Annotated in this window: 19 protein-coding genes and 1 pseudogene; 9 read left to right on the top strand and 11 right to left on the bottom strand. The window is 68.9% G+C overall.

Going from position 1 to position 20,993, the window contains the following annotated elements; all coding sequences use genetic code 11:
• Positions 1–43 precede the first annotated feature (43 nt).
• Positions 44–352, bottom strand: coding sequence for a transposase (locus AXK60_RS27350; protein WP_068570701.1), 309 nt, complete (start codon positions 350–352; stop codon positions 44–46).
• A gap of 106 nt (positions 353–458) precedes the next feature.
• On the opposite strand from AXK60_RS27350, the gene AXK60_RS26305 reads away from it, so the two are divergent.
• Complete coding sequence (locus AXK60_RS26305) at positions 459–2,342, top strand: glycosyltransferase family protein (RefSeq protein WP_139057834.1); 1,884 nt, start codon at positions 459–461, stop codon at positions 2,340–2,342.
• Positions 2,339–3,280, top strand: coding sequence for a hypothetical protein (locus AXK60_RS08735; RefSeq protein ID WP_068570684.1), 942 nt, complete (start codon positions 2,339–2,341; stop codon positions 3,278–3,280). The genes AXK60_RS26305 and AXK60_RS08735 overlap by 4 nt, the downstream gene beginning before the upstream one ends.
• A gap of 283 nt (positions 3,281–3,563) precedes the next feature.
• Here the strand turns inward: AXK60_RS08735 and AXK60_RS27585 are convergent, their stop codons facing one another.
• The 6 genes and pseudogenes from AXK60_RS27585 to AXK60_RS08760 form a co-directional block, all read right to left on the bottom strand.
• On the bottom strand, positions 3,564–3,962 hold the full coding sequence (locus AXK60_RS27585; protein WP_244881069.1) for a rhodanese-like domain-containing protein: 399 nt from the start codon (positions 3,960–3,962) through the stop codon (positions 3,564–3,566).
• A pseudogene (locus AXK60_RS27590) lies at positions 3,942–4,439 on the bottom strand (cupin domain-containing protein); the annotation flags it as partial. The gene AXK60_RS27585 and the pseudogene AXK60_RS27590, both read right to left, overlap by 21 nt.
• 67 nt (positions 4,440–4,506) lie before the next feature.
• A complete protein-coding gene (locus tag AXK60_RS08745) occupies positions 4,507–5,505 on the bottom strand; it encodes a glycine betaine ABC transporter substrate-binding protein (RefSeq protein WP_068570685.1) in 999 nt (332 codons plus the stop codon).
• Positions 5,502–6,335: an ABC transporter permease gene (locus AXK60_RS08750; RefSeq protein WP_068570687.1), complete on the bottom strand. Its 834-nt coding sequence runs from the start codon at positions 6,333–6,335 to the stop codon at positions 5,502–5,504. The genes AXK60_RS08745 and AXK60_RS08750 overlap by 4 nt, the downstream gene beginning before the upstream one ends.
• Positions 6,332–7,504, bottom strand: coding sequence for an ATP-binding cassette domain-containing protein (locus AXK60_RS08755; protein WP_068570689.1), 1,173 nt, complete (start codon positions 7,502–7,504; stop codon positions 6,332–6,334). The genes AXK60_RS08750 and AXK60_RS08755 overlap by 4 nt, the downstream gene beginning before the upstream one ends.
• Positions 7,501–8,145: an ABC transporter permease gene (locus AXK60_RS08760; RefSeq protein ID WP_068570691.1), complete on the bottom strand. Its 645-nt coding sequence runs from the start codon at positions 8,143–8,145 to the stop codon at positions 7,501–7,503. Before AXK60_RS08760 ends, AXK60_RS08755 begins: the two co-directional genes overlap by 4 nt.
• A gap of 209 nt (positions 8,146–8,354) precedes the next feature.
• Between AXK60_RS08760 and helR the strand changes: the two genes are divergently transcribed.
• The gene (gene helR, locus AXK60_RS08765) at positions 8,355–10,553 is read left to right on the top strand and encodes an RNA polymerase recycling motor ATPase HelR (protein WP_175399967.1); all 2,199 of its coding nucleotides are present in this window, start codon (positions 8,355–8,357) and stop codon (positions 10,551–10,553) included.
• A gap of 16 nt (positions 10,554–10,569) precedes the next feature.
• On the opposite strand, the gene AXK60_RS08770 is transcribed toward helR, so the two are convergent.
• A complete protein-coding gene (locus AXK60_RS08770; RefSeq protein ID WP_068570704.1) occupies positions 10,570–11,184 on the bottom strand; it encodes a DUF1345 domain-containing protein in 615 nt (204 codons plus the stop codon).
• 99 nt (positions 11,185–11,283) lie between these two features.
• Complete coding sequence (locus tag AXK60_RS08775; RefSeq protein WP_068570692.1) at positions 11,284–12,204, bottom strand: oxygenase MpaB family protein; 921 nt, start codon at positions 12,202–12,204, stop codon at positions 11,284–11,286.
• A gap of 108 nt (positions 12,205–12,312) precedes the next feature.
• Between AXK60_RS08775 and AXK60_RS08780 the strand changes: the two genes are divergently transcribed.
• On the top strand, positions 12,313–12,888 hold the full coding sequence (locus AXK60_RS08780; protein WP_068570706.1) for a TetR/AcrR family transcriptional regulator: 576 nt from the start codon (positions 12,313–12,315) through the stop codon (positions 12,886–12,888).
• A 301-nt stretch (positions 12,889–13,189) separates the two neighbouring features.
• Here the strand turns inward: AXK60_RS08780 and AXK60_RS08785 are convergent, their stop codons facing one another.
• Complete coding sequence (locus tag AXK60_RS08785) at positions 13,190–13,876, bottom strand: TetR/AcrR family transcriptional regulator (protein ID WP_231855489.1); 687 nt, start codon at positions 13,874–13,876, stop codon at positions 13,190–13,192.
• Positions 13,877–14,071: 195 nt separating this feature from the next.
• Between AXK60_RS08785 and AXK60_RS08790 the strand changes: the two genes are divergently transcribed.
• From AXK60_RS08790 to AXK60_RS08800, 3 genes are read left to right on the top strand one after another with little or no spacing between them, the layout of a single operon-like run.
• A complete protein-coding gene (locus AXK60_RS08790; protein WP_068570694.1) occupies positions 14,072–14,866 on the top strand; it encodes an SDR family NAD(P)-dependent oxidoreductase in 795 nt (264 codons plus the stop codon).
• A 37-nt stretch (positions 14,867–14,903) separates the two neighbouring features.
• Positions 14,904–16,034: a DUF5938 domain-containing protein gene (locus tag AXK60_RS08795; protein WP_139057835.1), complete on the top strand. Its 1,131-nt coding sequence runs from the start codon at positions 14,904–14,906 to the stop codon at positions 16,032–16,034.
• A complete protein-coding gene (locus AXK60_RS08800; RefSeq protein WP_068570698.1) occupies positions 16,031–17,509 on the top strand; it encodes a class I adenylate-forming enzyme family protein in 1,479 nt (492 codons plus the stop codon). Before AXK60_RS08795 ends, AXK60_RS08800 begins: the two co-directional genes overlap by 4 nt.
• 215 nt (positions 17,510–17,724) lie before the next feature.
• Here AXK60_RS08800 and AXK60_RS08805 read toward each other — a convergent pair whose 3' ends face one another.
• Positions 17,725–19,215 carry an NlpC/P60 family protein gene (locus tag AXK60_RS08805; protein WP_139057836.1) on the bottom strand — a complete coding sequence of 497 codons (1,491 nt, stop codon included), beginning with the start codon at positions 19,213–19,215 and terminating at the stop codon, positions 17,725–17,727.
• Between the two features lie 283 nt (positions 19,216–19,498).
• Here AXK60_RS08805 and AXK60_RS08810 point away from each other — a divergent pair, with 283 nt between their 5' ends.
• The gene (locus tag AXK60_RS08810; RefSeq protein WP_040765956.1) at positions 19,499–19,864 is read left to right on the top strand and encodes a BlaI/MecI/CopY family transcriptional regulator; all 366 of its coding nucleotides are present in this window, start codon (positions 19,499–19,501) and stop codon (positions 19,862–19,864) included.
• 57 nt (positions 19,865–19,921) lie between these two features.
• Positions 19,922–20,893, top strand: coding sequence for a M56 family metallopeptidase (locus tag AXK60_RS08815; protein WP_019201638.1), 972 nt, complete (start codon positions 19,922–19,924; stop codon positions 20,891–20,893).
• Positions 20,894–20,993: the final 100 nt, after the last annotated feature.

Consider the following 20,993-nt stretch of genomic DNA (forward strand, 5'->3'; position numbering starts at 1 on the left):
CGACACGTCACCGTGACGGGGATCCCGTCCGCGGCAAGCTCCTTCACGAGCGGGTAGAACCTTTTCCCGGCAAATTCGCCTGCGACAAATACGCAGCAGCCCGCCGCAGGACTTCATTCTCCTGCTCCAACAACCGGATTCGCTTGTTGGCCTCCCGCAACTCCGCGGACTGCCCACTCGTCATGCCGGGCTTGCTGCCGTCGTCGATGTTGGCGCGGCGCAGCCACTTCGTCAGCGTCATCTCGTGGATCCCGAAGTCCTTCGCGACCTGCGCGAGCGTCACCCCCGGTTCACGGTCACGGGCAACCCGGACCACGTCGTCACGGAACTCCTGCGGATACGGCTTAGGCACGATGGCCATCCTTCCAGGCCCACCCTCCCGGGCAAGCCAGATCAGATGTCACCTATCAGTGCGGCAGTCCCAACCAACGCAGTCCGGACAGCCCTCCCAGTCGACGGTGACCGTCACGCAAACGCAGTCGCAGTGCACCGCTCCCGGCGCCGCCGGAAACGGAGGTGCTCCTGGCAGCAACGGCGGTCCCGGCACACCCGGCACCGAGGGCGGCAACGGTCCCGACAACGGCGGCGGCGACGGCAAGGACGGCGCACCGTCATGGTCCTACCTCGTCGCCGAAGCCACCGGTGTCATGGCCGGCCGCAAGCGAGGCGGCACGGGTAGCGCAGGGTCTCCGGTAGCGGGTCCGGCGGCATCGTCACCAGCTGCTTCGGCTCTGGAGCCATCGCAGCCGCTGTCGGGGCTGGTCTCACAGCGACCTGACGGATACCAGGAGTGGACAACTGCTGACGGTCGGCAGACGCTGATCCTGGAGGACGGAGCTGGGTCGCCGTCCCAGTACCGGTTCCAGCTACCGGTTCCGCAGGGCGGCCGGGCAGCGGTGAACCCCGACGGCAGTGTTTCGATCACCGACAGTGCAGGCCGCGTGGTCAACACAGTCAATAGGCCGTGGGCCTACGACATGGCCGGCCGCGAAGTGCCGACATACTTCACTCTCGACGGCAATGAACTCGTCCAGCACATCGATCGCCCGGTCGGTGACGACCTTCCCATCCTGGCTGATCCGAGCTTCGCCAACCCGCCAGACCCTGCCGGTGGAGTAGGAACGTGGATCCCTGCTGGTGAGGGAATCTACGAGCCGGATGGGACATTGCGAGGATGGGCCAATTTCCAGGGATGGGCCACGAAGATCGACCCCCGGTACGGCTACGGTGTCCCGGTCTCCCCAAAGCTCCGTAGCGGAGGTGTGCTGAAGCTCGACGGCCACGGCTACAGCCCCAGCCAGGGCACGGAAATCTACAGCGACGCCAAGCTCGGCTACGCGAACGCACTGCGGGCAGCGCTGGATCGTATGCGCGCCAACGGCGGCAACTACCCGATCGATCCGAAGTCGAAGTCCGGTGGCTCGATCAACAAGCTCATCAACAGCATCCTCGACCAGCAGAAAGCGCTCGCCCAAAACGACGTCGCCACCACTCAAGACGGCCCCATCCAGCACATCATCATCACCAGCGAAGAAGACGTCCCGGACCTGATCCGCCAGTTCTTCAAAGACCACAACTACCTCGATGAGGAGCAGCTTGATCCGGTGCGGTTGATGCATGCTCCGGACTTCAACGAGGAGTTCCCCGACTACACACCGAACCCGCCCACTGAGACGGTCGAGGGCGCGGTCAGCGAGGGGACACAAGCTGCGACCCAGGCATCGACGCAGGCGGCCTCTCAGGCGGGCGAGACCGGCGCTCAAGCAGCGAGCACCGCCGCAAGCACTGCGGCCGATACCGTCGCGAGTGGGACCGGATCAGCGGCCTCCACCGGCACGCAAGCGGCAACCGAGGCAGCGCAGAGCGCAACCCAGGCAGGTACGCAAACCGCGAGTACCGGGGCCAGCGAGGCTGCGGAGGCCCCCGCCGCTGCATCGCAGGCGACGGAGGCTGCGGCGGCCAGTGCGGACCCGAACACTCTCGAAGGTGTCAACGCGATCCGCGCTGCCAACGGCATGCCTGCACTGACGGCTGAGGAGTTCACTCCACCGAGCCAGCTCGGGATCAATGGCACCGGGCTGAGCGCTCAAGGCATCCCAATGAGTGAGATGCCGAGCGCTCCTACCGCCGCTGACGGCACACCCGACTGGGGTAAAGCGGACTGGTCGAAGGTCCCTCCATCGCAACGGCCCCTCGACCCCGAGAACCCACTCAAGTACATGCCCCCGAACGAGGCAGCCGACGTCCTCGCCGCGGCGAACCGAGGACGAGCCAACCTCATGCGCCTGGGTATAGCTGAGGCCGGTGCCGAAGCAGAAGGCGAAGGCGAGGAGGCAGAATGACCACCAACACCCACCACCACACCGCCGCCGGCCACGATGGGAGCCTCGCAATGACCGCACCACAGCCATCAAATACCCCCCTGCAGGATCCCAACCGGCATAGCTATCCGAGCCTGCACTTCCGGTTCGCGGACGATGCCGACACGCTGGAGCAGGGGGCGGCGATCATCTCTGCGCTGCTCACCGGATTCTCGAAGATTCCCAGCTGGGGCACCGGAACATGGACCCTGAGCGACGACCAAGTACCCCTGGCTAGCCTTGACCCCGCGGGGGTGGAAGCCGCCCTCGACCACTTCAATTACCACGACGAGCGCACCGGCTGGACCTTCCACAGCACCGCGAAGATCGAGGTCACGTTCCGATTCGGTATCCCCGCCCGAGGACGACGCGACGACGGCCAGCGATTCGTAATCGCCAACGATTGGAGCTGCGGTGTCCGCCTGGGGGAACCCAACGTCCCCAATGCAATACCGCCGGAAATGTACACCGGGGATGCGCTCCTCGCGGCCACTGCCGCATTCGGCGACGCTATCACCGAGCCCAAAAGTATGATCGCCGGCTACTACTCAGCCTCCCAATACGATTCAACAAAGTCCGATCGTATCCACGCGCTGGAACAGGCAAAGAAGATCGAAAAGGTGGACTGGTCCAAACGGCGCCGTCTGTCGTGGCTGACGGGCCTTCCCGCCTCGACACCAATTGACCGGTCTGTGCTTCCCATCACCGCAACCACCTGGGAGCACGGCGGACTCGACTACGTCCGGCTGTGCGAGGACCCTACCCAGGTCACCGCCGAGCAGATCGGAGACCTCTCGGAGGCGATCGGCCTTCCTCGCATCGAACGTATCGTCGACCTCACGGGACTCAGCAAGGAGCAAGCCCGTACCTATTCTGGACCGATCTTTCTTGATCGCCCCGACGCACCACGTTCGAGCTAGTAGGCGGGGCTGGGCCGCATCCATGTCGAAGGACCGCGACAGACCAGGGGAGACTTCCGACATCAATCGATCTGACACGGCATACAATGGGGCGCCGGTACAAGATCAGAAAGCTTCCCGGAAGTCACGCAACGTCGCTCTTTCATGACGCCTATCTGGGCGGTTCATACCTCCGTGGGCGCGCTGCGGTGGTGGGGTGACGTAGACAACAGTAGCGACGCTGTGGTCGGCCACTCATCTACCGAGCGGACACAACGAGATCAACGCGAGGCGCTGGGATCGCTCAGACGACCGACGCGGCGGCCAGGGCGGCGTACCCGCCCGCGAGGTCTGCGGCGCGGTGGAGCCCGATGTCGCGCAGGGCGGCTGCGGCGAGCGAGCTGGAGTAGCCCTCCTGGCACATCACGAGCCACCGCACGTCCCAGCCGGTGGCCTCGGGGATGCGGGCGTCGGACGTCGGGTCGAGGCGCCACTCGAGCACGTTCCGCTCGATCACCAGCGCGCCTTCGACCTCGCCCTCGGCGGCGCGCTGCGCCGCGGGGCGGGTGTCGACGAGGATCGCGCCCGCGTCCAGTTCCGCGCGCAGGTCCGCCGCCTCGACGCGGTCGATGCGGTCCCGCGCGTTCGCGAGGAGGACATCGATGCCGCGCCCGCCGGTGGGACCCTCGGGTTCGTCGGTCAGTTCGCTGCGCACCCTGCGAAGCCTACCGCCGGGGGTGACCTCGTAGTACGACATCGCGGTCAGCGGAGGCGAATAGGCGTGCACCGACAGGGTCGGCGCGGCCGCCTCACCAGACGCGGCGTCGTGTGCCTCGGGATGCCGGGTCACGTCGTGCACCCAGCCGCGGTCGAACGAGGCCTGTTCGCCCGGCCCGATCCGCCTCTCCCGCAGTGCCGCACCGTCCCAGCTCCACTCGGAGAGCGCACCGTCGACGACGGTGAGCGCGCCGAGCGACCCGGCGTGGTCGTGCAGCTCCGTGGAGCGTTCGGGCACCCAACTGATCAGCCAGACATCAACCTCGTCGTCGCCCCGCAGGCGCGTGGCCCACCGCTCGCCCACGGGCCACTGCGCCGGGATCACCCTGTCGTAGTAGCCCGCACGTACCTTGGCGGCCTCGACCGCGGTGAGCGCCAACAGGTCCGGTGCGTTCTCGGTCATGCGCCTCAGTGTCGGACGCCACGTCCTCCGGGAGAACCCTTCCGCTCAGCGCGACCGGAAAGACCGCTCAGCGAACGAGGCCCACCTTCCGCAGCCAGGTCACCGCCACGTCGGAGGGATCCTTACCCTCGATGTCGATCTGGCCGTTGAGCTCCTGCATGGTCTCGTTCGTCAACAGGCGGCTCACCTTGCCGAGGACCTCAGCGATCGCGGGATACTTCGCCAGTGCGTCCGACCGGACCTCCGGCACCCCATCGTAGGGCGGGAGAGACTTCCGATCGTCGTCGAGCAGTTGTAGACCGAGCTTGCGAATCCGGCCGTCGGTCGCGTACACATCGCCCGCGAGGCAGGTGTTCCCCGACACCGCCGAGTAGATCACACCGGCGTCCATGGTGGTCACCGTGTTCGGCGGGGTCCCGGACCCCAGCGGCACCTCGTACTTCTCCAGGAGCTTGCCGAGGCCGTCGGGGCGCGACTGGAACTCGGGATCGACGCACAGGCTGCGCTGCGCGGGCGGCAGTCGAAACAGATCGCTCAGGGTGCGCAAGTTCCGCTGCTGCTTCTGCGCGGACGTGACTGCGAAGGCGTAGGTGTTGTTGAACGGTGCGGGCGCGAGCACCTCGATGCCGTTGGCCCGCTCCGCGTCCCGGACCTTAGTCCAGAGCGTCTTCGAGTCGGTGATCGTCTCAGTCTTCTGGAGGTAGCTCACCCAGATCGTGCCCGTGTACTCCCACGAGACATCCGCGGCACCGCTGACCATCGCCTGGCGCGAGGACATCGAGCCCGGCGCGTTCGTGAGGTCGGTGATGTCCGCGCCGGCGGCCTGCAGGATCGTCGCGCTGATCTTCCCGAGCAGCACCCCCTCACTGAAGGACTTCGAGGTCACGGAGATCGTCGCGCCGGCCAGGGGACGCTGCCCGTCCGCGGACTCCGCGTGCACGAAGTGCCCGGACGAGCTCTCGAGTCCACATCCGCTGAGCACCAGGGCGGCGGTGGCCACCAGCGGGATCATCGCGCGGCGCAGCCGCCCCGCCCGCGCGGCGATGCGCCCGGCCCGCGCGGTCATGCGCTCACCCCGCGCAGGCCCCGCGGCGCCAGCAGGTACTCGGCGAGCCGGGCCAGCCAGTCGATCGCGAGGGCCAGCAACGCCACGAGCAGCGCACCGGTGAACAGCAGCGGCGGCAGGTACAGCGTGACGCCCGTCGTGATGAGCACGCCGAGGCCGCCCGCCCCGATGAAGGTTCCCAGGGTGGCGGTACCGACGAGGATGACCAGCGCCGTCCGGACGCCGTGCAGGATCACCGGCACGGAGAGCGGCAGTTCCACCCGCAACAACGTCGCGAACGCGGAGAAGCCCTGCCCGCGTGCGGCTTCGATGATCCGCTCGTCCACCTGACGCAGCCCCGTGACGGTGTTCTGCAGGATCGGTAGAACCGCGTAGACCACCAGCGCCGCGACGGCGGTGCGGAATCCGGTGCCGAACCACATCGCGAACAGCACGACCATTCCCAGCACGGGCGCCGCCTGCCCCACGTTCGCCAGCCCGACGATGACCGGCGAGACCCGGGCGAACCGCTTGCGGGTCACCAGGATCCCCAGCGGGATCGCAATCAGCACCACCAGCACGGCGGAGACGACGGTGAGCCGGACGTGCTCCCACACGGACGTCCCGAGCGCGGACCACTGCAGTTGCACGGCCTCCGTCTCCGTGAAGTCCTGTGCGGCGTGCCAGATCAGGTACCCCACGACGCCGACGACCACGAGCAGCGGCTCGAGGATCAGGTCGATGGGCACGCCTCCGGCGAACCGCGGCGTGGGCCCCACGCGCGCGGGCCGCGGGCTCTTCGGGGGCTTCGCGGGTTTCGACAGATCGGGCCGCCCGGCCGCGGCGGTCATGACGGCGCCGCCCGGTAGGTATCGGCGGCCTGCTCCGGGTTGGCGATCGCCTGACGCTCCCGGATGCGCTGCGCGACCTGCTCGATGGTCAGCGCGCCGATCACCTTGCCGCGCTGGGTCACCAGGACTCCGCCCTGACTCGCGGCCAGCATGACGTCGAGCGCGTCCGCGAGCGTCGCGGTGCGCTCCGCGACGGGCAGCCGCTGATCGACGTAGGTCGAGACCTCCGGCTTGCTGAGCACCTCGGACACGGAGGGCCATGCGCGCGGCCGGTCGTCGGCGTCGACCACCACCACCCAGCTCAGGCCGGCCTCGCGAGCCCGGGCGGCGACCTCCTCGGACCGGTCGCCGGGGCGGGCGAGCACCACCGGGGCGCTGGGGATCTCGCTGACCGAGGTCAGCGAGAGGTGCTTGAGCGTGGCTCCCGAGCCGACGAACTCCCGCACGAAATCGTTCGCGGGCGCCGTGAGGATCTCCTCGGGCGTGCCGAACTGCTCCACCTGGCCGCCCTCCGAGAGGATCAGCACCCGATCGCCCAGCTTGATCGCCTCGTCGACGTCGTGGGTCACGATCACGACCGTCTTGTGCAACTCCTCCTGGATCGCCAGCAGCTGGTCCTGCAGGCGCACGCGGGTGATGGGGTCCACGGCGCCGAAGGGCTCGTCCATGAGCAGGACCGGCGGATCGGCCGCCAGCGCGCGAGCCACGCCGACGCGCTGCTGCTGCCCGCCGGACATCTCCTTGGGGAACCGTCCGCGGAACTCCCCCGGATCGAGACCGACGAGCTCGAGCAGCTCGGTCACGCGGGCCCGGGTGCGGGCCTTGTCCCAGCCCAGCAGGCCGGGCACCGCGGCCACGTTCTTCTCCACCGTCCAGTGCGGGAACAACCCGCCGGCCTGGACGACGTAGCCGATGCCCTGGCGCAGCCCGTCGGCGTCGGCCTGGGTGACGTCCGTGCCGCCGATGAGCACCCGCCCCGAGGAGGGCTCGATCAGCCGGTTGATCATCTTGAGCGTGGTGGTCTTCCCGCAGCCCGAGGGCCCGACGATGGCCACCGTCTCCCCTGCCCCGATGGCGATGGACAGCTCCTTGACCGCCGGCTTGTCCTGCCCGCGGTAGCGCTTGATCACCTTCTCCAGCTCGATCGATACGCCCGTCGTCTGACTCATCGCAGTCCCTTCGAGACGGTGAAGCGGCCCAGCAGGACCAGCAGGCCGTCGAGTACGAGCGCGACGGCCACCACGAGAACGGTGCCCACCAGCGCGGATTCGAGGGCACCCGCGCCGCCGAGGCGGGCGAGGCCGGAGAAGATCAGGGAGCCGAGGCCCGGCCCCAGGACGTAAGCGACCACGGTCGCGACGCCCACGACGAGCTGCGTACTCACCCGGATCCCCGTGAGGATGACCGGCCACGCGTTCGGCAGTTCGACGGTGGCCAGCACCCGCCAGCGCGACATCCCCAGTCCGCGTGCCGCTTCCACGAGCGCCGCCGGAACCGCCTGCAGTCCGACGATGGCGCTGGTCAGGATGGGGAGCGTGGCGTAGAACACGAGCATCGTCACGGACGGCGTGACGCCCAGCCCGAACACGATGAGCAGCAGGGCGAGGAGGGCCAGCGAGGGCACCGTCATCCCGACGGAGGCGATGGCGGTCGCGAACGCCGCCCCCGCCCGCGACCGGTACACCAGGGCCGCGACCACCAGCGCGATGACGACGCCCACCAGCACGCACTGGATCACCAGCGAGGCGTGTTGGTACGTGAGGAAGGCCAGCTGACCCCCACGTCCGTCGAGGAATCTTCGGAGGTCCACGGATCGAACCTACAGTCGTTGCCGGGTTTGCGCGCGATTCGCGTCAGAGTGCGTGGAAGGCGGAGGCCGACGTGGAGCCGGCCGGGCACCCACGAGGCGCCCGAATCTCTTTCCCTCTTCAACTTATAACGCACCCCGGGGCTTGCCGCAAGGCCCCGGTGCGGGCGCATACTCGCTGGCCGGATCCGATTCTTCAGTGAGGTGGGTGCATGTCCGAGTACGAGAACGAGCTGACATCGGAGCGCGAGTACGTGGCGGGGTTGTACGCGCGGTTGGACGCCGAGCGGGACCGGGCGCGTCGACGGTACGCCGACGCATTGCGCGATCACGAGGGCCGGGCGGTGGACCGGGAGGGCGACGTGATGACCTCGGCGCGTGAGGTGCGGCGCCTGGGCGTCGCCGAGGAGGGACTCGCCTTCGGGCGGCTCGACGGGGACCCGCGGACCGACGGCACCGTCGAGAAGCGGTACGTGGGCCGGCTCGGCCTGTCCGACCCCGACGACGACGAGCGGGAACTGCTGCTCGACTGGCGGGCCCCGGCGTCCCGGGCCTTCTACACCGCCACCGGCGCCCACCCCGAGGGGGTGCACCGGCGGCGGCAGTTCCTCAGCCACGGGCGGGACGTGGTGGAGTTCACCGACGAGATGCTGGGACGGCCGGGCGCCGACGCGCGCGGCGACGCGGCGCTCCTGGCCGCCGTGAACGCGCCGCGCGGAGAAGGGATGCGCGACATCGTCGCGACCATCCAGGCCGATCAGGACCGGATCATCCGGTCCGACGACCCGGGCGTGACGGTGATCGAGGGCGGCCCGGGCACGGGCAAGACGGTGGTCGCGCTGCACCGCGTCGCCTACCTGCTGTACACGCAGCGGGCGCGCTTCGAACGGCACGGCGTGCTGGTAGTGGGGCCGAACACGTCCTTCCTGCAGCACATCGGCCGGGTGCTGCCCTCTCTCGGCGAGTCCGATGTCGTCTTCGCGACGCCGGGCACGCTGTACCCGGGCGTCACCGCCCGCCGCGAGGACATTCCCGCCGTCGCGCGGATCAAGGGCGCGGCGGCCATGGCCGACGTGCTCGCCGCGGCGGTGGCGGACCGTCGGACCCTGCCGGAGGTGCCCGTGTCCATCGGGCTCGGCGACGCGACCGTACGGATCGAGGCCGACGTGGTCGGCTGGGCCCGGGACGAGGCCCGGGACAGCGGGCAGCCGCACAACCAGGCGCGCATCGTCTTCCTCGACGTCCTGACCTGGGCGATCACCGAACGGGCGCTGGGTCGGATCGGGCAGCAGTGGCTGCGCCGCGAGGACACGCGGGCCTGGGAGGAGATGCGCGGCAGCATGCTCGCCGACCTGGCGGTGGACGGGGCCTTCCGGCGCACCGTCGAGCAGCTGTGGCCCGTGCTCTCCCCCGAGGCCCTGCTCGCGGACCTGCTGACCTCGCCGGAGCGGCTGGTCACGGCGGGCGCGGACCCGTCGTTGCTCCGGACCGACGGGTCCGCCTGGACCGTCTCCGACGTGCCCCTGCTGGACGAGCTCGCCGAGCTGCTCGGCCCGCACGAGGCGACGGGCGACGCGGCGGCGGACGAGCGACGCAGGGAGCAGGCGGAGTTCGCGGAGGGTGTGCTGGATTCGCTGGTCTCCCGGTCGGATTCGATGGACGACGAGGACCATCTCTTCGCCACCGACCTGCTGTACGCGGACGATCTGGCGGACCGGTTCGAGGAGCGGGACACGCGTGACCTGGTGGAACGCGCCGCGGCGGACCGCACCTGGGTGTACCGGCACGTGGTGGTCGACGAGGCGCAGGAGCTCTCGGCGATGGACTGGCGGGCACTGATGCGCCGCTGCCCGTCCCACTCGTTCACCGTGGTCGGCGATCTCACGCAGCGCAGCGCGCCGGCGGGGGCGCGGTCGTGGGGCGAGATGCTCGACCCGTTCGTCGCCGAACGCTGGGCGTACACCGCGCTCACCGTGAACTACCGCACCCCGGCGGAGATCATGGCGGTGGCGGCGGGCGTTCTCGCCGAGTTCGCGCCCGGTGTCGTGCCGCCGGAATCGGTGCGCGCGTCGGGAGTTCGACCGTGGTCCCGGCACGTGGACGAGGCGGACCTGTCCGGCGCGATCGCGGCGTTCGTCCAGGAGGAGACCGGCCGCGAGGGCACGGCAGTCGTCATCGGGCCCGACGGTACGCCGGGCGCGGTGCCGCCTTCGGAGACGAAGGGGCTCGAGTTCGACGCGGTGCTGGTGGTCGATCCCGAGCGGATCCTCGCCGACGGTGAGCGCGGCGCGGCCGAGCTGTACGTGGCGCTGACCCGGGCGACGCAGCGGCTCGGCGTGCTGCACCGCGCGCCGCTGCCCGCGTGCCTGGCCGGGCTGGTTCCGCTCGAGGTGCCCAAGGCCACCGCGTGATCCGTGCGCGGCGTGCTCAGCCGCCCTTGATCCAGTCCAGCGCGATCGCGACGACGGCCGCGTTGAAGAAGAAGCTGAGCACGCTGTGCGCGATCACGAGCCGGCGCGTGGATCGCTTGGTGACCGTGACATCGGAGACCGCGAAGGAGGTTCCGATGGTGATCGAGAAGTACACGAACTCGGTGATCTGCGGGTGCTCGCAGTCGGGGAACACCAGGCCGGGGTCGCCCGCGAAGTAGTCGCGGGCGTAGATCTGCGCGAACGCGGTGTGCAGCAACATCCACGACAGGAGGACGGTGGCGGCCGCGACCGGCTGCAGCAGGGAGTCGGGGTCCTCGCCGCGGGTGGCGATCATCAACAGGCCACCGACGAGGCCCGAGCCGCTGACCACCAGCGCGAACAGGGTGGTCTGCCAGCGCGGCGCGAGGAGCTCGGAGGGCACGGTCTCGTCGTCGGGGATGCGGCGGCGCAACAGCAGCGATCCGGCCACGATGTACACGACCGCCGCCGCGTCCCAGACCAGGAGCAGCCACACCGCGGACCGGCCGAAGAACAGCACCACGACCAACCACACCAGCCCCAAGAGGGTGAGCACCACCTCGAGCAGCGGAACCAGGACCGAACGTCGCATGGTGCTCAGCATTTCACGCGCCGGCCGCGCACGGCCCGTGCCGCGCGGGCGGACGCGCGCGACCCGCGGCGTACCGTCGGCGATGCGTGCGCGCGAGGGTTACGCGGCGGGGGTGGGACGTGTGGAGTCGGTACGGTGCACGGGGCAGCCGGGGGCGAAGGTTCCCATCGTCTCGGTCCGGAAACCGCTGGGGTAGCTGCGGATCCGATGATTGTCGCGGACGAGGGCCGGCTTCCGCCGCGAGGGCAGGACGGCGAGCACGCGGCCGCGGGCCTTCATCGCACCGACGGACAGCCGCCGGACCAGCGGGCTCGGGACGCGGTACTGGAAGGCTCGGAGCAGGGGTTCGTCCATGAGGCCGCGGCTGAACACGTCGACGGCGCGACGTGCGGGCTTCGGATAGAAGGTGGTCATCAGCTCGAGGGTGGAGTCCGCGACACGACGCGCCCCGGGGTCGAACGCGAAGTGCTCGGCCTCGTACGTGTCGAGAAGATCGGCGAACTCGTCGTACGTCGCGGGGATGTCCGGGATCGCCATGTGCTTGCCGAGGGTCTGGTAATAGCGGACCGTCGCCCGGATCTCGTCGGGCGTGAGATCCCGCCAGCCGTAGTCCGCGATCCATCGCACCGGGACCACGACGAACGTGGCCAGGACGTACCTCATGTCGTCGTCGGTGATGTCGTACATCTTGTGCATCTGGTTGATCCGGCGGATCGCGGATCTGCCCTCGGCGCTGCCGAATCCGTGCATGAGCGGCTCGTCGAGGAGGAGCGCAGTGTCGTCGTACCGCTTCTGGACGCGCTGGGTGAACTCGCCGGTGCGGTCCAGGAGGTTGCCGATGCTGGGCACGGCGTAGGTGCGGAACAGTGCGAAGCTCAGCGCCTGGGTGATGTCCCAGGGGAAGTCGTAGGTCGCGAGGTTCCGGGAGATCAGCTCGAAGTCGGTCTCGGGATCCAGTCCGCGATTGCGGTCGATCTTCCAGCGCCGGGAGCGCAGCGAGCGGGCTGATGGTGACGGCATGTCGGTCTCCTCCGTGGGCTGGCTTCACTATAAGTCGACTTCTAGTAGTGTGCAAGAGGTCACACGACGATGTCCCGGCTGCCGACGTCCGGCACTACCATCGCCTGCATGAAGCCCGCCCGCTCGACGCCGTCCCGGTACGCCCAGCTGCGGTTCCTGGATGCGGGGATGACGGTGCTCGCCGACCGCGGGCACGCCGCACTCAAGCTCGCCGCCGTGTGCGAGGCGGCCGGCGCCTCGACCGGGAGCTTCTACCACGCCTTCCCCAGCTGGCCCGAGTTCACCTCGGAGCTGATCCGGTATTGGCGCGACGTGAAGAGCAACCGGATCATCGAAGCCGCCCGCCAGGTCCCGGACGCCGCAGATCGGCTGGTGTCGCTCATCGAGACCGGCATGACACTGCCCCACGCAACGGAGGCCGCGATCCGCGTCTGGGCCGCGCACGACCCCGAGGTCGCCCGACACCAGCGCGAGGTGGACGCCGAGCGCCGCGACGTGATCGCCGAGACCTACGTCGAGCTGCTCGGCGACGAGGAGCTCGCGCGGCAGTACGCGACGACCGCGATGTACCTGCTCGTGGGCTACGAGAGCGGAACGCTGCAGTCCCTCGACACGCTCGCCTTCAGCTTCCGCGCGTTCGTCGAGCAGGCCCTCGGCGTCAGCGGGGACGACGCCCCACGCTGATCCCCCGACGGGGTGTTGGAGTGGGCGGGGCTCCGCCGTTCCGGGCGTGTGGGCGATCAGGAAACCCATGCGTCCGACGCATGGCCGCATCGTTCGAGGTCAAACGCCATATCTAGGGCGTGAGCCATGCGTTTCGCGCATGGCTCGCGGGAATCTCGTCGATGGGACCGCGGCAGAGACCGCCGAGCACCGGGTGAGCGGAGCCGGCGTGGCGCGGGGGACGACGGCGTGGCACGGGGGACGACGCGCATGGTGTCCAGCGGTCGTCGGTGGTGATATCGCCGAGGGGGATCGTGGTCGATCAGGGCGACGGGCGGACCACGAGCGCGTCGAGCAGGGCGAAGACCTGCGCGGTGAGGTCGGCACCGGCCGCCTCGTCGCCGCGAACCCGGCGACGGACCGCACGCTCGAAGGGGCCGTCGAGCGCGGCGTAGGTGCCGGCCGAATCCAGTAGCGGCGCACCGTCGGACAGCTCTGCGTACCGTCGAACGACCCGCCAGATCATGGCCTCGAGATCGCCGTCGATCTCGCGCACGTCGTCGACGAGGGCCGACTCGAACATCGCCTGCGACCGCAGGTCGTACCAGAGCTTGTGAGTGGGCAGGTCGTGCTCCATCGTGGCGGCCAGCCGCTCGGCGAATCGGGCCCGAAGCGCGGGCGCATCGTCGTCGGGACGGAGCACGTCGTCGTAGGAGGCGATGCACTCGCTCTTGTAGAGGTGCACGCAGTGCGCGATGAGCTCGAGCCGATCCGCGAAGTAGTAGTGCAGCACGCCGTGGCTGTACTCGGAGTTCGCCGCGATCTCGCGCAGGCTCGTCCGGGCGTAGCCGAGTTCCGAGAGCGTCTTGAGGGCCGCGCGGGCCAACTCGTCCCGTTTGGCCGCGACCTTGGTGGCGTGCTTGCTGGCACCCACCGCAGCGGGGGCGCTCGCGGGCGTGGCAGCACTCGGGGCGCCGAGGACGCTCGGGTTCGCGATCAGATCGGTCACCTCGCCCCCTTTCGCCGCCGACCCTGTGCCGACATCACCCCAGGATAACCCCCGTGCCGCGGATCACAGCACGACCCCCGAATCATTCTCTTGACGATTGTCCAACATTTTTCTTGACAGTCGTCTAGATTCTGATCTGTGACGGGCGCCACAGAGCGTCCCGCACTCCGTTCCACCTCGAGCAAAGGAGTAGTCGTGAGCGCATTCGATCTGACCGGACGGCGGGTCCTGGTCACCGGCGGGGCCCAGGGGCTCGGCGAGGGCATGGCGCGGGCACTGGCCGCGGCCGGGGCATCGGTGGTGATCGGTGACCTGCAGACGGAGCGAGCTGCCTCCGTCGCTGCCGAACTCGGGGCCGGCCACGGCTCGGTCCACCTCGACGTCACGTCGGAGGACAGCTGGTCCGCCGCCGTCGACGCGACCGTCACGCAGCTCGGCGGCCTCGACGTGCTGGTCAACAACGCCGGCGTCGAGATCACGGGCCTGCTCACGGAGATCTCGGTCGACGACGTGCGTCGCCAGCTCGACGTGAACGTGCTCGGCACGGCGCTCGGCCTCAAGCACGGACTGCGGGCGATGCGCCCGGGCGGCGCCACGGGTGCCGGCGGCGCCATCGTCAACGTCGCATCCGTCGCCGCGACCATCGCCTTCCCCGGCATCGCCATCTACTCGGCCACCAAGTCCGCGATCGACCGCATGACGCGGGTGGCCGCGATGGAGTCCGGGAAGCTCGGCTACGGGGTGCGCGTCAATTGCATCTACCCCGGCCTCGTCCCCACCGAGATGGGCACCGGGCTGGCCGTCGACATGGCGAAGATCGGGCTGTTCGAATCGCCGGAGCAGGCCGTCGAGGCCGTCGTCGGCCTCACCCCCAGCGGCCGCCTCGGCGAGGTCCGGGACATGGCCGACGGCGTGGTCTTCCTCGCCTCCGACGCGGCCCGATTCGTCAACGGCGCGGGCCTCCCCGTCGACGGCGGCATGGGCATGTGACCCTTCCCATCCTTCGAAACCGAACCTGACTAGGAGAATCATGAGCAACAAGCCGGTAGTGGTGTACGGGGCCTCGGGCTACACGGGCCGCCTCATCTGCGAGTACCTGCGCGAGTACAACGTGCCCTTCACCGCGGCGGGCCGCGACGAGGGCAGGCTGGCCGAGTCGATGGACAAGAACGTCGCCGGTATCGAGACCGCCGACTACGAGGTGGTCCAGGTCGAGCACGACGTCGACTCGCTGACCGAACTCTTCCGCGGCAGCAAGGTCGTTCTCAACACCGTGGGACCGTTCATCAAGTTCGGCGACGCGGTGGTCGAGGCGTGCCTGAACGCCGGCGCGCACTACAGCGACACCAACGGCGAACAGGACTGGATGATCCACCTGGACGAGGCCTTCCACGAGCGCTTCGCCGAGGCCGGACTCCTGCTGGCGCCGGGCATCGCCCAGATGTACACCACCGGCGAGATCGCCGCCCAGATCGCCTTGGAGACACCCGGTCTCGACACTCTCGACATCGCCGTCTTCTGGGGCGGCAGCCCGACGATCGCCTCCACCCGCACGATCCTGGTCAACGCAGCCGGTGGCGACGCCTTCTTCCTCGAGCAGAACCAGTACGTTCCGTTCGATCCGGCGCAGGGCCTCGTCCCCCTCGTCGTGCCCGGGCAGCACGAGCTGGCGCAGTCGCTCCCGTGGGGCGGCACCTCGCATCCCGTGTGGTTCAAGCGCGATCCGCGCGTGGCCAACTGCAAGGCGCAGGGCGGTGTGTTCAACGCAGCGCTGATGAACAACGTGCCGGTGATCGTGGCCCAGGCCCTGGAGGCCACCAAGGACATGTCGCCGGAGGAGCGTGCAGATGCGCTCGACGCCGTCGCCGCGCAGGTCATGAATTCGATGCCACCGCGCGAGAATCCCCGCGTGAACAAGTCGCTCGACTCGGTGCACGCCTCCGGGCCGCTCGGGCGCTCGCACGTGGTGATCCACGGCAACAGCAACTACAAGCAGACGGGCCTACTGCAGGCCTACGCCGCGTACTCGCTGCTGCAGCAACCCCCGCGCCGCGTCGGCCTCGCGTCCGGCTGCCAGGCGTTCGGGCACCGCGAGCTGGAGGGGGTCCTGCGCACCTTCGGGCTGATCTCCGAGCCCATCGTCACGGTGCACCGATGACGGTGCGCGATCTCCCCGATGTGCCCGGGCTCCCGGAGATCCGGGCGGCTCGGGCACCGTCGGACCCGGCGCTCGCCGATGACCGCCTCGACCTGTCCAACAGCGAGTTCGCGGCCGCCGTCCGGACGGCGGCCACCCGGCTCGAGGAGTACGGCGTCGAGGCCGGTGACGTTGTCGGCCTCCTGCTCCCGAACCGGGTCGAGCTCGTCGTCGCCGTGTTCGCCGCGTGGCGGCTCGGCGCGGCCGTCACGCCGATCAACCCGGCGCTCGCGCCGCCCGAGATCGCCTATCAGGCAGCGGATGCCGGGGCGCGGGTGCTCGTCGCCGAGGCAGGGGTCGAGACTCCCGACGGCGTCGCCGCACTCCTCTGCGACGAACTGCTGGCCGAGTCCGACGGCGAGGACGCTTTGCCGATCGCAGTCGAGCGGGAGGGGCTGGCGCTGCTCATCTACACCGCCGGCACCACGGGAAAGCCGAAGGGGGTCATGATCACCCACGGCAACATCGCGGCGATGACGGCCTCGTTCATCGAGCACTTCTCGTTCACCGAGCGCGATCACAGCCTGCTGGTGCTGCCACTGTTCCACGCCAACGGCGTGGTCCTCGGCACGCTCACCCCGCTGCGGGCGGGCGGGCGCACCACGATCGTCGGCCGCTTCCGCCCGGACGAGTTCTTCCCCGCGGTGGAGCGGCACCGTCCCACCTACTTCTCCGCGGTCCCGGCGATCTACGCGATGCTCACGGCTCTGCCCTCGGACGTCGCGCCGGACTCCTCCTCACTGCGGTTCGGGATCTGCGGTGCCGCACCGATGCCCGTCGACCTCATCGAGCGGTTCGAGTCCCGGTTCGGGGTGCCGATCGTCGAGGGGTACGGACTGTCGGAGACCACCACCGCTTCCGCCATCAACCCGCTCGACGGTCCGCGCAAGCCCGGCACCGTCGGGCCCGCGCTGCCGGGCCAGCGGATCCGCATCGTCGACGGTGCCCTCCGCGACGTCCCGCCCGGCGAGACCGGGGAGGTGCTCATCGCGGGCGACGTGGTGATGGCCGGCTACCTGAATCGTCCCGACGCGACGGCGGAGACGATCGTGGACGGATGGCTGCGCACCGGCGACGTGGGCCTGCTCGACGAGGACGGCTACCTGCGGCTCGTGGATCGCGTGAAGGACATGGTGATCCGCGGCGGGGAGAACATCTACCCCAAGGAGATCGAGGCGCAGCTGTACCGGAACCCACAGGTCTTCGAGGCGGCCGTGATCGGCCGGCCGCACGAGGTCCTGGGCGAGGTGCCCGTGGCGTACGTGTCGCTGCGTGCGGGTGCCACGGTGACCGGCCAGGAACTGCTCGACGGCCTGCGCGGCGAACTCGCGAAGGTCAAGGTCCCCGTCGACCTGATCCTGCTCGACGAGATCCCCAAGAACCCCGTCGGGAAGATCGACAAACCGACACTGCGGAGGCGCGACCGGTCGGGCTGACCGGGACCGAGGGCAGGCAGCGATGTAGGGTCCCGACCTACCTGGCGACTGTCAGCCTTCTCACCTGCACTGCATCACGCAGTCCCACGGAGTTGGCATCTCGCCAGTCCCAGCAACATGGCATTTCCACCACAGCATTCAGGCCGTCGCCGGACTCCCACTCCAGCAGCAGTACCGTTCCCACAGCCTTCGACAGGTCGTAACTAGAACTGGGTCTACGAATTGATCAGCCGGACCACGTAGGGCATCGCGCCGTCGGTGCGCAGCGGCGATACTTTGACCGTCGATCCGGACTCGGGTGCCTCAAGCATCTGGTTGTCACCCAGATAGAGCGCTTCGTGCTGGCTCGCATTCGGGCCGAAGAAGATCAGGTCACCCCGCTTGATCTCAGCGAGCGGAACCTTCTTGCCGATGTTGTACTGGTAGCCGCTGTAGTGCGGGAGCTTGATGCCGACGGCAGCAAATGCGAACAGCGTCAGGCCCGAGCAATCAAATCCCGGGTTCGCGAAGTCACGGAAGGTATCGGCAACGCCGCCGTCGCGGACCCCGACGGTGGGGCCGTTGATATCACCACCCCCCCAGGAATATCTGGTGCCGACCACCGACAGGCCCCGGGCAATGACCGTGTCAATCATTTGCTTGCCCGACATCGACGCGACTGACACAGGCGCTACTGGTGCCTGGATTGCAGGCACCTGGGCTGCCGCTTGAGCCGGGACCTGGGATGCGGTCTGCGGTTGCGGCGTGAACCCGAACAGGTTGCTCAGTTGCCCGAGCAACGACGACGCTGCGGTCGCGGCCGACGGTGGCCCCCCGGGCGCCGACACTGCCGGTGCCGCAGAAGGAGCCGCTACGGGTGTGCTTGCGTTCGGGGGTGCCGCCGGTGCAGGAGCCGGCTGCGAGGAAGGCACCGTCACTGTCTGCTGTTCGCTGACGACGTATTGGTCATAGATCCGCTGCTGACCTGCGGCATCCCCGGACTTCGCCTTCGCCTCGGCGAGCGCCCTTGCGGCCGTCTGCCGACGCAAATCCAACCGTCGGCGTTGATCGGTCGCCGAACGCAGCGCCTCCAGGGTCTGGGCCACCGACCCCTGCGCTCGGGTGCGGCGGTCGGCAGCCGCGCCAGCCGCTGCATCCGCGGAGATCTTCGCGATCCGCGCAGCATCGCGGCTCGATCGCGCCCGCCGCCGGGCGTCATTGAGGCCGGTGACAGTACCTGCCTGGGCGGCAGCAACGCGCCGAAGAACCGCAGTGCGGTCTACCGCCGTCTGCCCATCCGGGGCGGTCAGAGCATCCGCGACCCCGCCCGAGGTGTTCCCCTGCATGTAGGCGGCGCGGAGCATCTCATCGAGCCTGCGCTGAGCAGCATCCACTGCCTGGTCGGAAGCCACGGCCTCCCGATCCGCAACTACTACTGCATTCGTCGCGGCCCGCGCAGCGTCGGCGGCCAACGCCACGTCGATCACCGCCTTGTTCACCGACTGCCGCCGAATGTCAACGTCGTTCTGCAAAGCCGCGATCTGCTGATCAAAGTCCGCAAGGCGCACGATCAACGAAGGAACCACCGCGACCGAGTGACCTGCTCGAGGGTCGTCTCCCACGTGCCGCGCCCACGCAGGATCCGCTCCGCCGACCACGATCGCAGCCACGATCGTCACCGCCGCCGCCCGCTGCATTCCAGACGCCCATCGATGCTGATTCACCACGGAACATCTCCTTCAACGAGCCGACCGCCCCCCGCGGGGAGGTTGCGCCCACGCGAGGGGATCAGAAGCGGAATATTGTTGGTGCGCAATCTTTTTACGCAAAGTTTGACGCGCCGCACCGGCACCCCTTGAGTACCATCCGAACCGTACGTCACAGACGCCACAGAGGGAAGCGGTGATCGAGCAGATGCAGAGCCTTAACTGCCACCTACAATGGGGTTGGCCTGCGGTATTCAAGATTCAATCAAGATCCTGCTACTATCCACGATAGTACTAAGGAGGAGTGCGACCCTTGCCTGGTGAGTTGGAATCCGCGGTCATGCAAGTGCTCTGGGACAGTGAGCACGCCTTGAAGGTGCAGGAGGTGGTCGATGCCCTCGACACCGGGCGGGCACTGGCCTACACCACGGTGATGACGGTTCTAGACAACCTGCACCGCAAGCAGTGGGTCCAACGCGAGAAGGTCGGCAAGGCCTACTTCTACGAGCCGACACTCAGCCGCGCGGAGGCTGCGACCCAGGCGCTGCGTGACGTGCTGGATGCATCCGGCGATCCTGAGGCAGTGCTGCTGCACTTCACCGAGTCCGCGTCGGACGAGGAATCAAAGGTCATCCGGCGGGCACTACGCCGTCGGTCACGGCAGCAATAGACTAAGCCCGGTGCGCGAGATCCGAATCCGGACCCGGATGGAGGGAATGAGTACACGATGACGGTGTTCGCGGCATTGGTCGTCGCGGCGGCTGCGATCGCGGCTGCCGGACCTGTGCTGCTCACCCGCGCGGGGCGTACGCGGCTCGATCCAGTTGCCCTGCTCATCGGCTGGGTGGGAGCGCTGGCAATGCTTGGACTGCTGACGGCGTTAGCGATCGTGGCACTGTTGCTGCCGCTGCACGCAGACTACTCGGTAACCACTGCGTTCGGAGACTGCTGGTCCCTGGCGGTCCATGGCACCGTGCCGCAGGGACGCCGGGCGACCGGCGCCGCACTAGCCGCGCTCATTGCGGGCTCCGTCGTGATCTCCGGCGTGCGCTGCGTCTTCGTCCTCGCGCGCCGGCGGGCGGTCGCGACGTTGCATTGCGACCGAATAAGGCTGGTGGCCAGTCCAGCCGCCGGGGACGGCCGAGTGTGGTGCCTCGAGCACGACGCCCCCTTGGCATTCGCCATCGCCGCACCCAGGGGCGGGATGGTGGTGATCTCCCGCGGCCTACAGACCTTGTTGGCACCCTCCGAGCTGGCGGCAGTGCTGGCACACGAGCACGCACACCTCCGCGGTCGCCACCACCTGATCGTTGCCATCACTGAGGTCATCGGGCAGGTCCTGCGCCCGATCCCGCTGTGCCGGAACGCCCCGAGCGCCGTGCGGGAATTGGTCGAGGCGATCGCTGACGGAGCAGCAGCACGCCGTTGCGGGGCGGCCACGGTACACCGGGCCCTGCTGCAGATGGCCTCCGCACAATCGGTGCGGCAGCGATCAGGGACAGCCGGGCGGGGCCCTACTCTGGCGATGGCGACCACCGCGACCTCGGCGCGGGCCCGCCGCCTACAGCTCCCCGCAGCGAGCCGCAGTGCTCGCGTGCGCCACTGCGGCGCGGTCGCCGCGGCCACCGCCCTGGGATCAGCCGCTACGGTGGCGCTTGCAGCCCTCGTCGTGTCCGCTATTTCCTGCCCAGCGCTCTAGCCCGCTGCGCCCGTGGCGCAGCGTGACAGAGAGATTTGCCTGTTCCCCGGGGGGCCAACTGCGCAGCAACATCCGCTGCGACGCTTCATCGTGACTAGCG

The organism is Tsukamurella pseudospumae, assembly GCF_001575195.1.
Lineage (GTDB): Bacteria > Actinomycetota > Actinomycetes > Mycobacteriales > Mycobacteriaceae > Tsukamurella > Tsukamurella pseudospumae.

What these genes read in the sequence shown, in the direction of transcription:
- AXK60_RS08735 (WP_068570684.1), top strand. Translation starts at nt 2,339, where the DNA reads ATGACCACCAACACCCACCACCACACCGCCGCCGGCCACGATGGGAGC.
- AXK60_RS08745 (WP_068570685.1), bottom strand. Translation starts at nt 5,505, where the DNA reads ATGACCGCGCGGGCCGGGCGCATCGCCGCGCGGGCGGGGCGGCTGCGC.
- AXK60_RS08750 (WP_068570687.1), bottom strand. Translation starts at nt 6,335, where the DNA reads ATGACCGCCGCGGCCGGGCGGCCCGATCTGTCGAAACCCGCGAAGCCC.
- AXK60_RS08755 (WP_068570689.1), bottom strand. Translation starts at nt 7,504, where the DNA reads ATGAGTCAGACGACGGGCGTATCGATCGAGCTGGAGAAGGTGATCAAG.
- helR (WP_175399967.1), top strand. Translation starts at nt 8,355, where the DNA reads ATGTCCGAGTACGAGAACGAGCTGACATCGGAGCGCGAGTACGTGGCG.
- AXK60_RS08770 (WP_068570704.1), bottom strand. Translation starts at nt 11,184, where the DNA reads ATGCGACGTTCGGTCCTGGTTCCGCTGCTCGAGGTGGTGCTCACCCTC.
- AXK60_RS08775 (WP_068570692.1), bottom strand. Translation starts at nt 12,204, where the DNA reads ATGCCGTCACCATCAGCCCGCTCGCTGCGCTCCCGGCGCTGGAAGATC.
- AXK60_RS08780 (WP_068570706.1), top strand. Translation starts at nt 12,313, where the DNA reads ATGAAGCCCGCCCGCTCGACGCCGTCCCGGTACGCCCAGCTGCGGTTC.
- AXK60_RS08800 (WP_068570698.1), top strand. Translation starts at nt 16,031, where the DNA reads ATGACGGTGCGCGATCTCCCCGATGTGCCCGGGCTCCCGGAGATCCGG.
- AXK60_RS08815 (WP_019201638.1), top strand. Translation starts at nt 19,922, where the DNA reads ATGACGGTGTTCGCGGCATTGGTCGTCGCGGCGGCTGCGATCGCGGCT.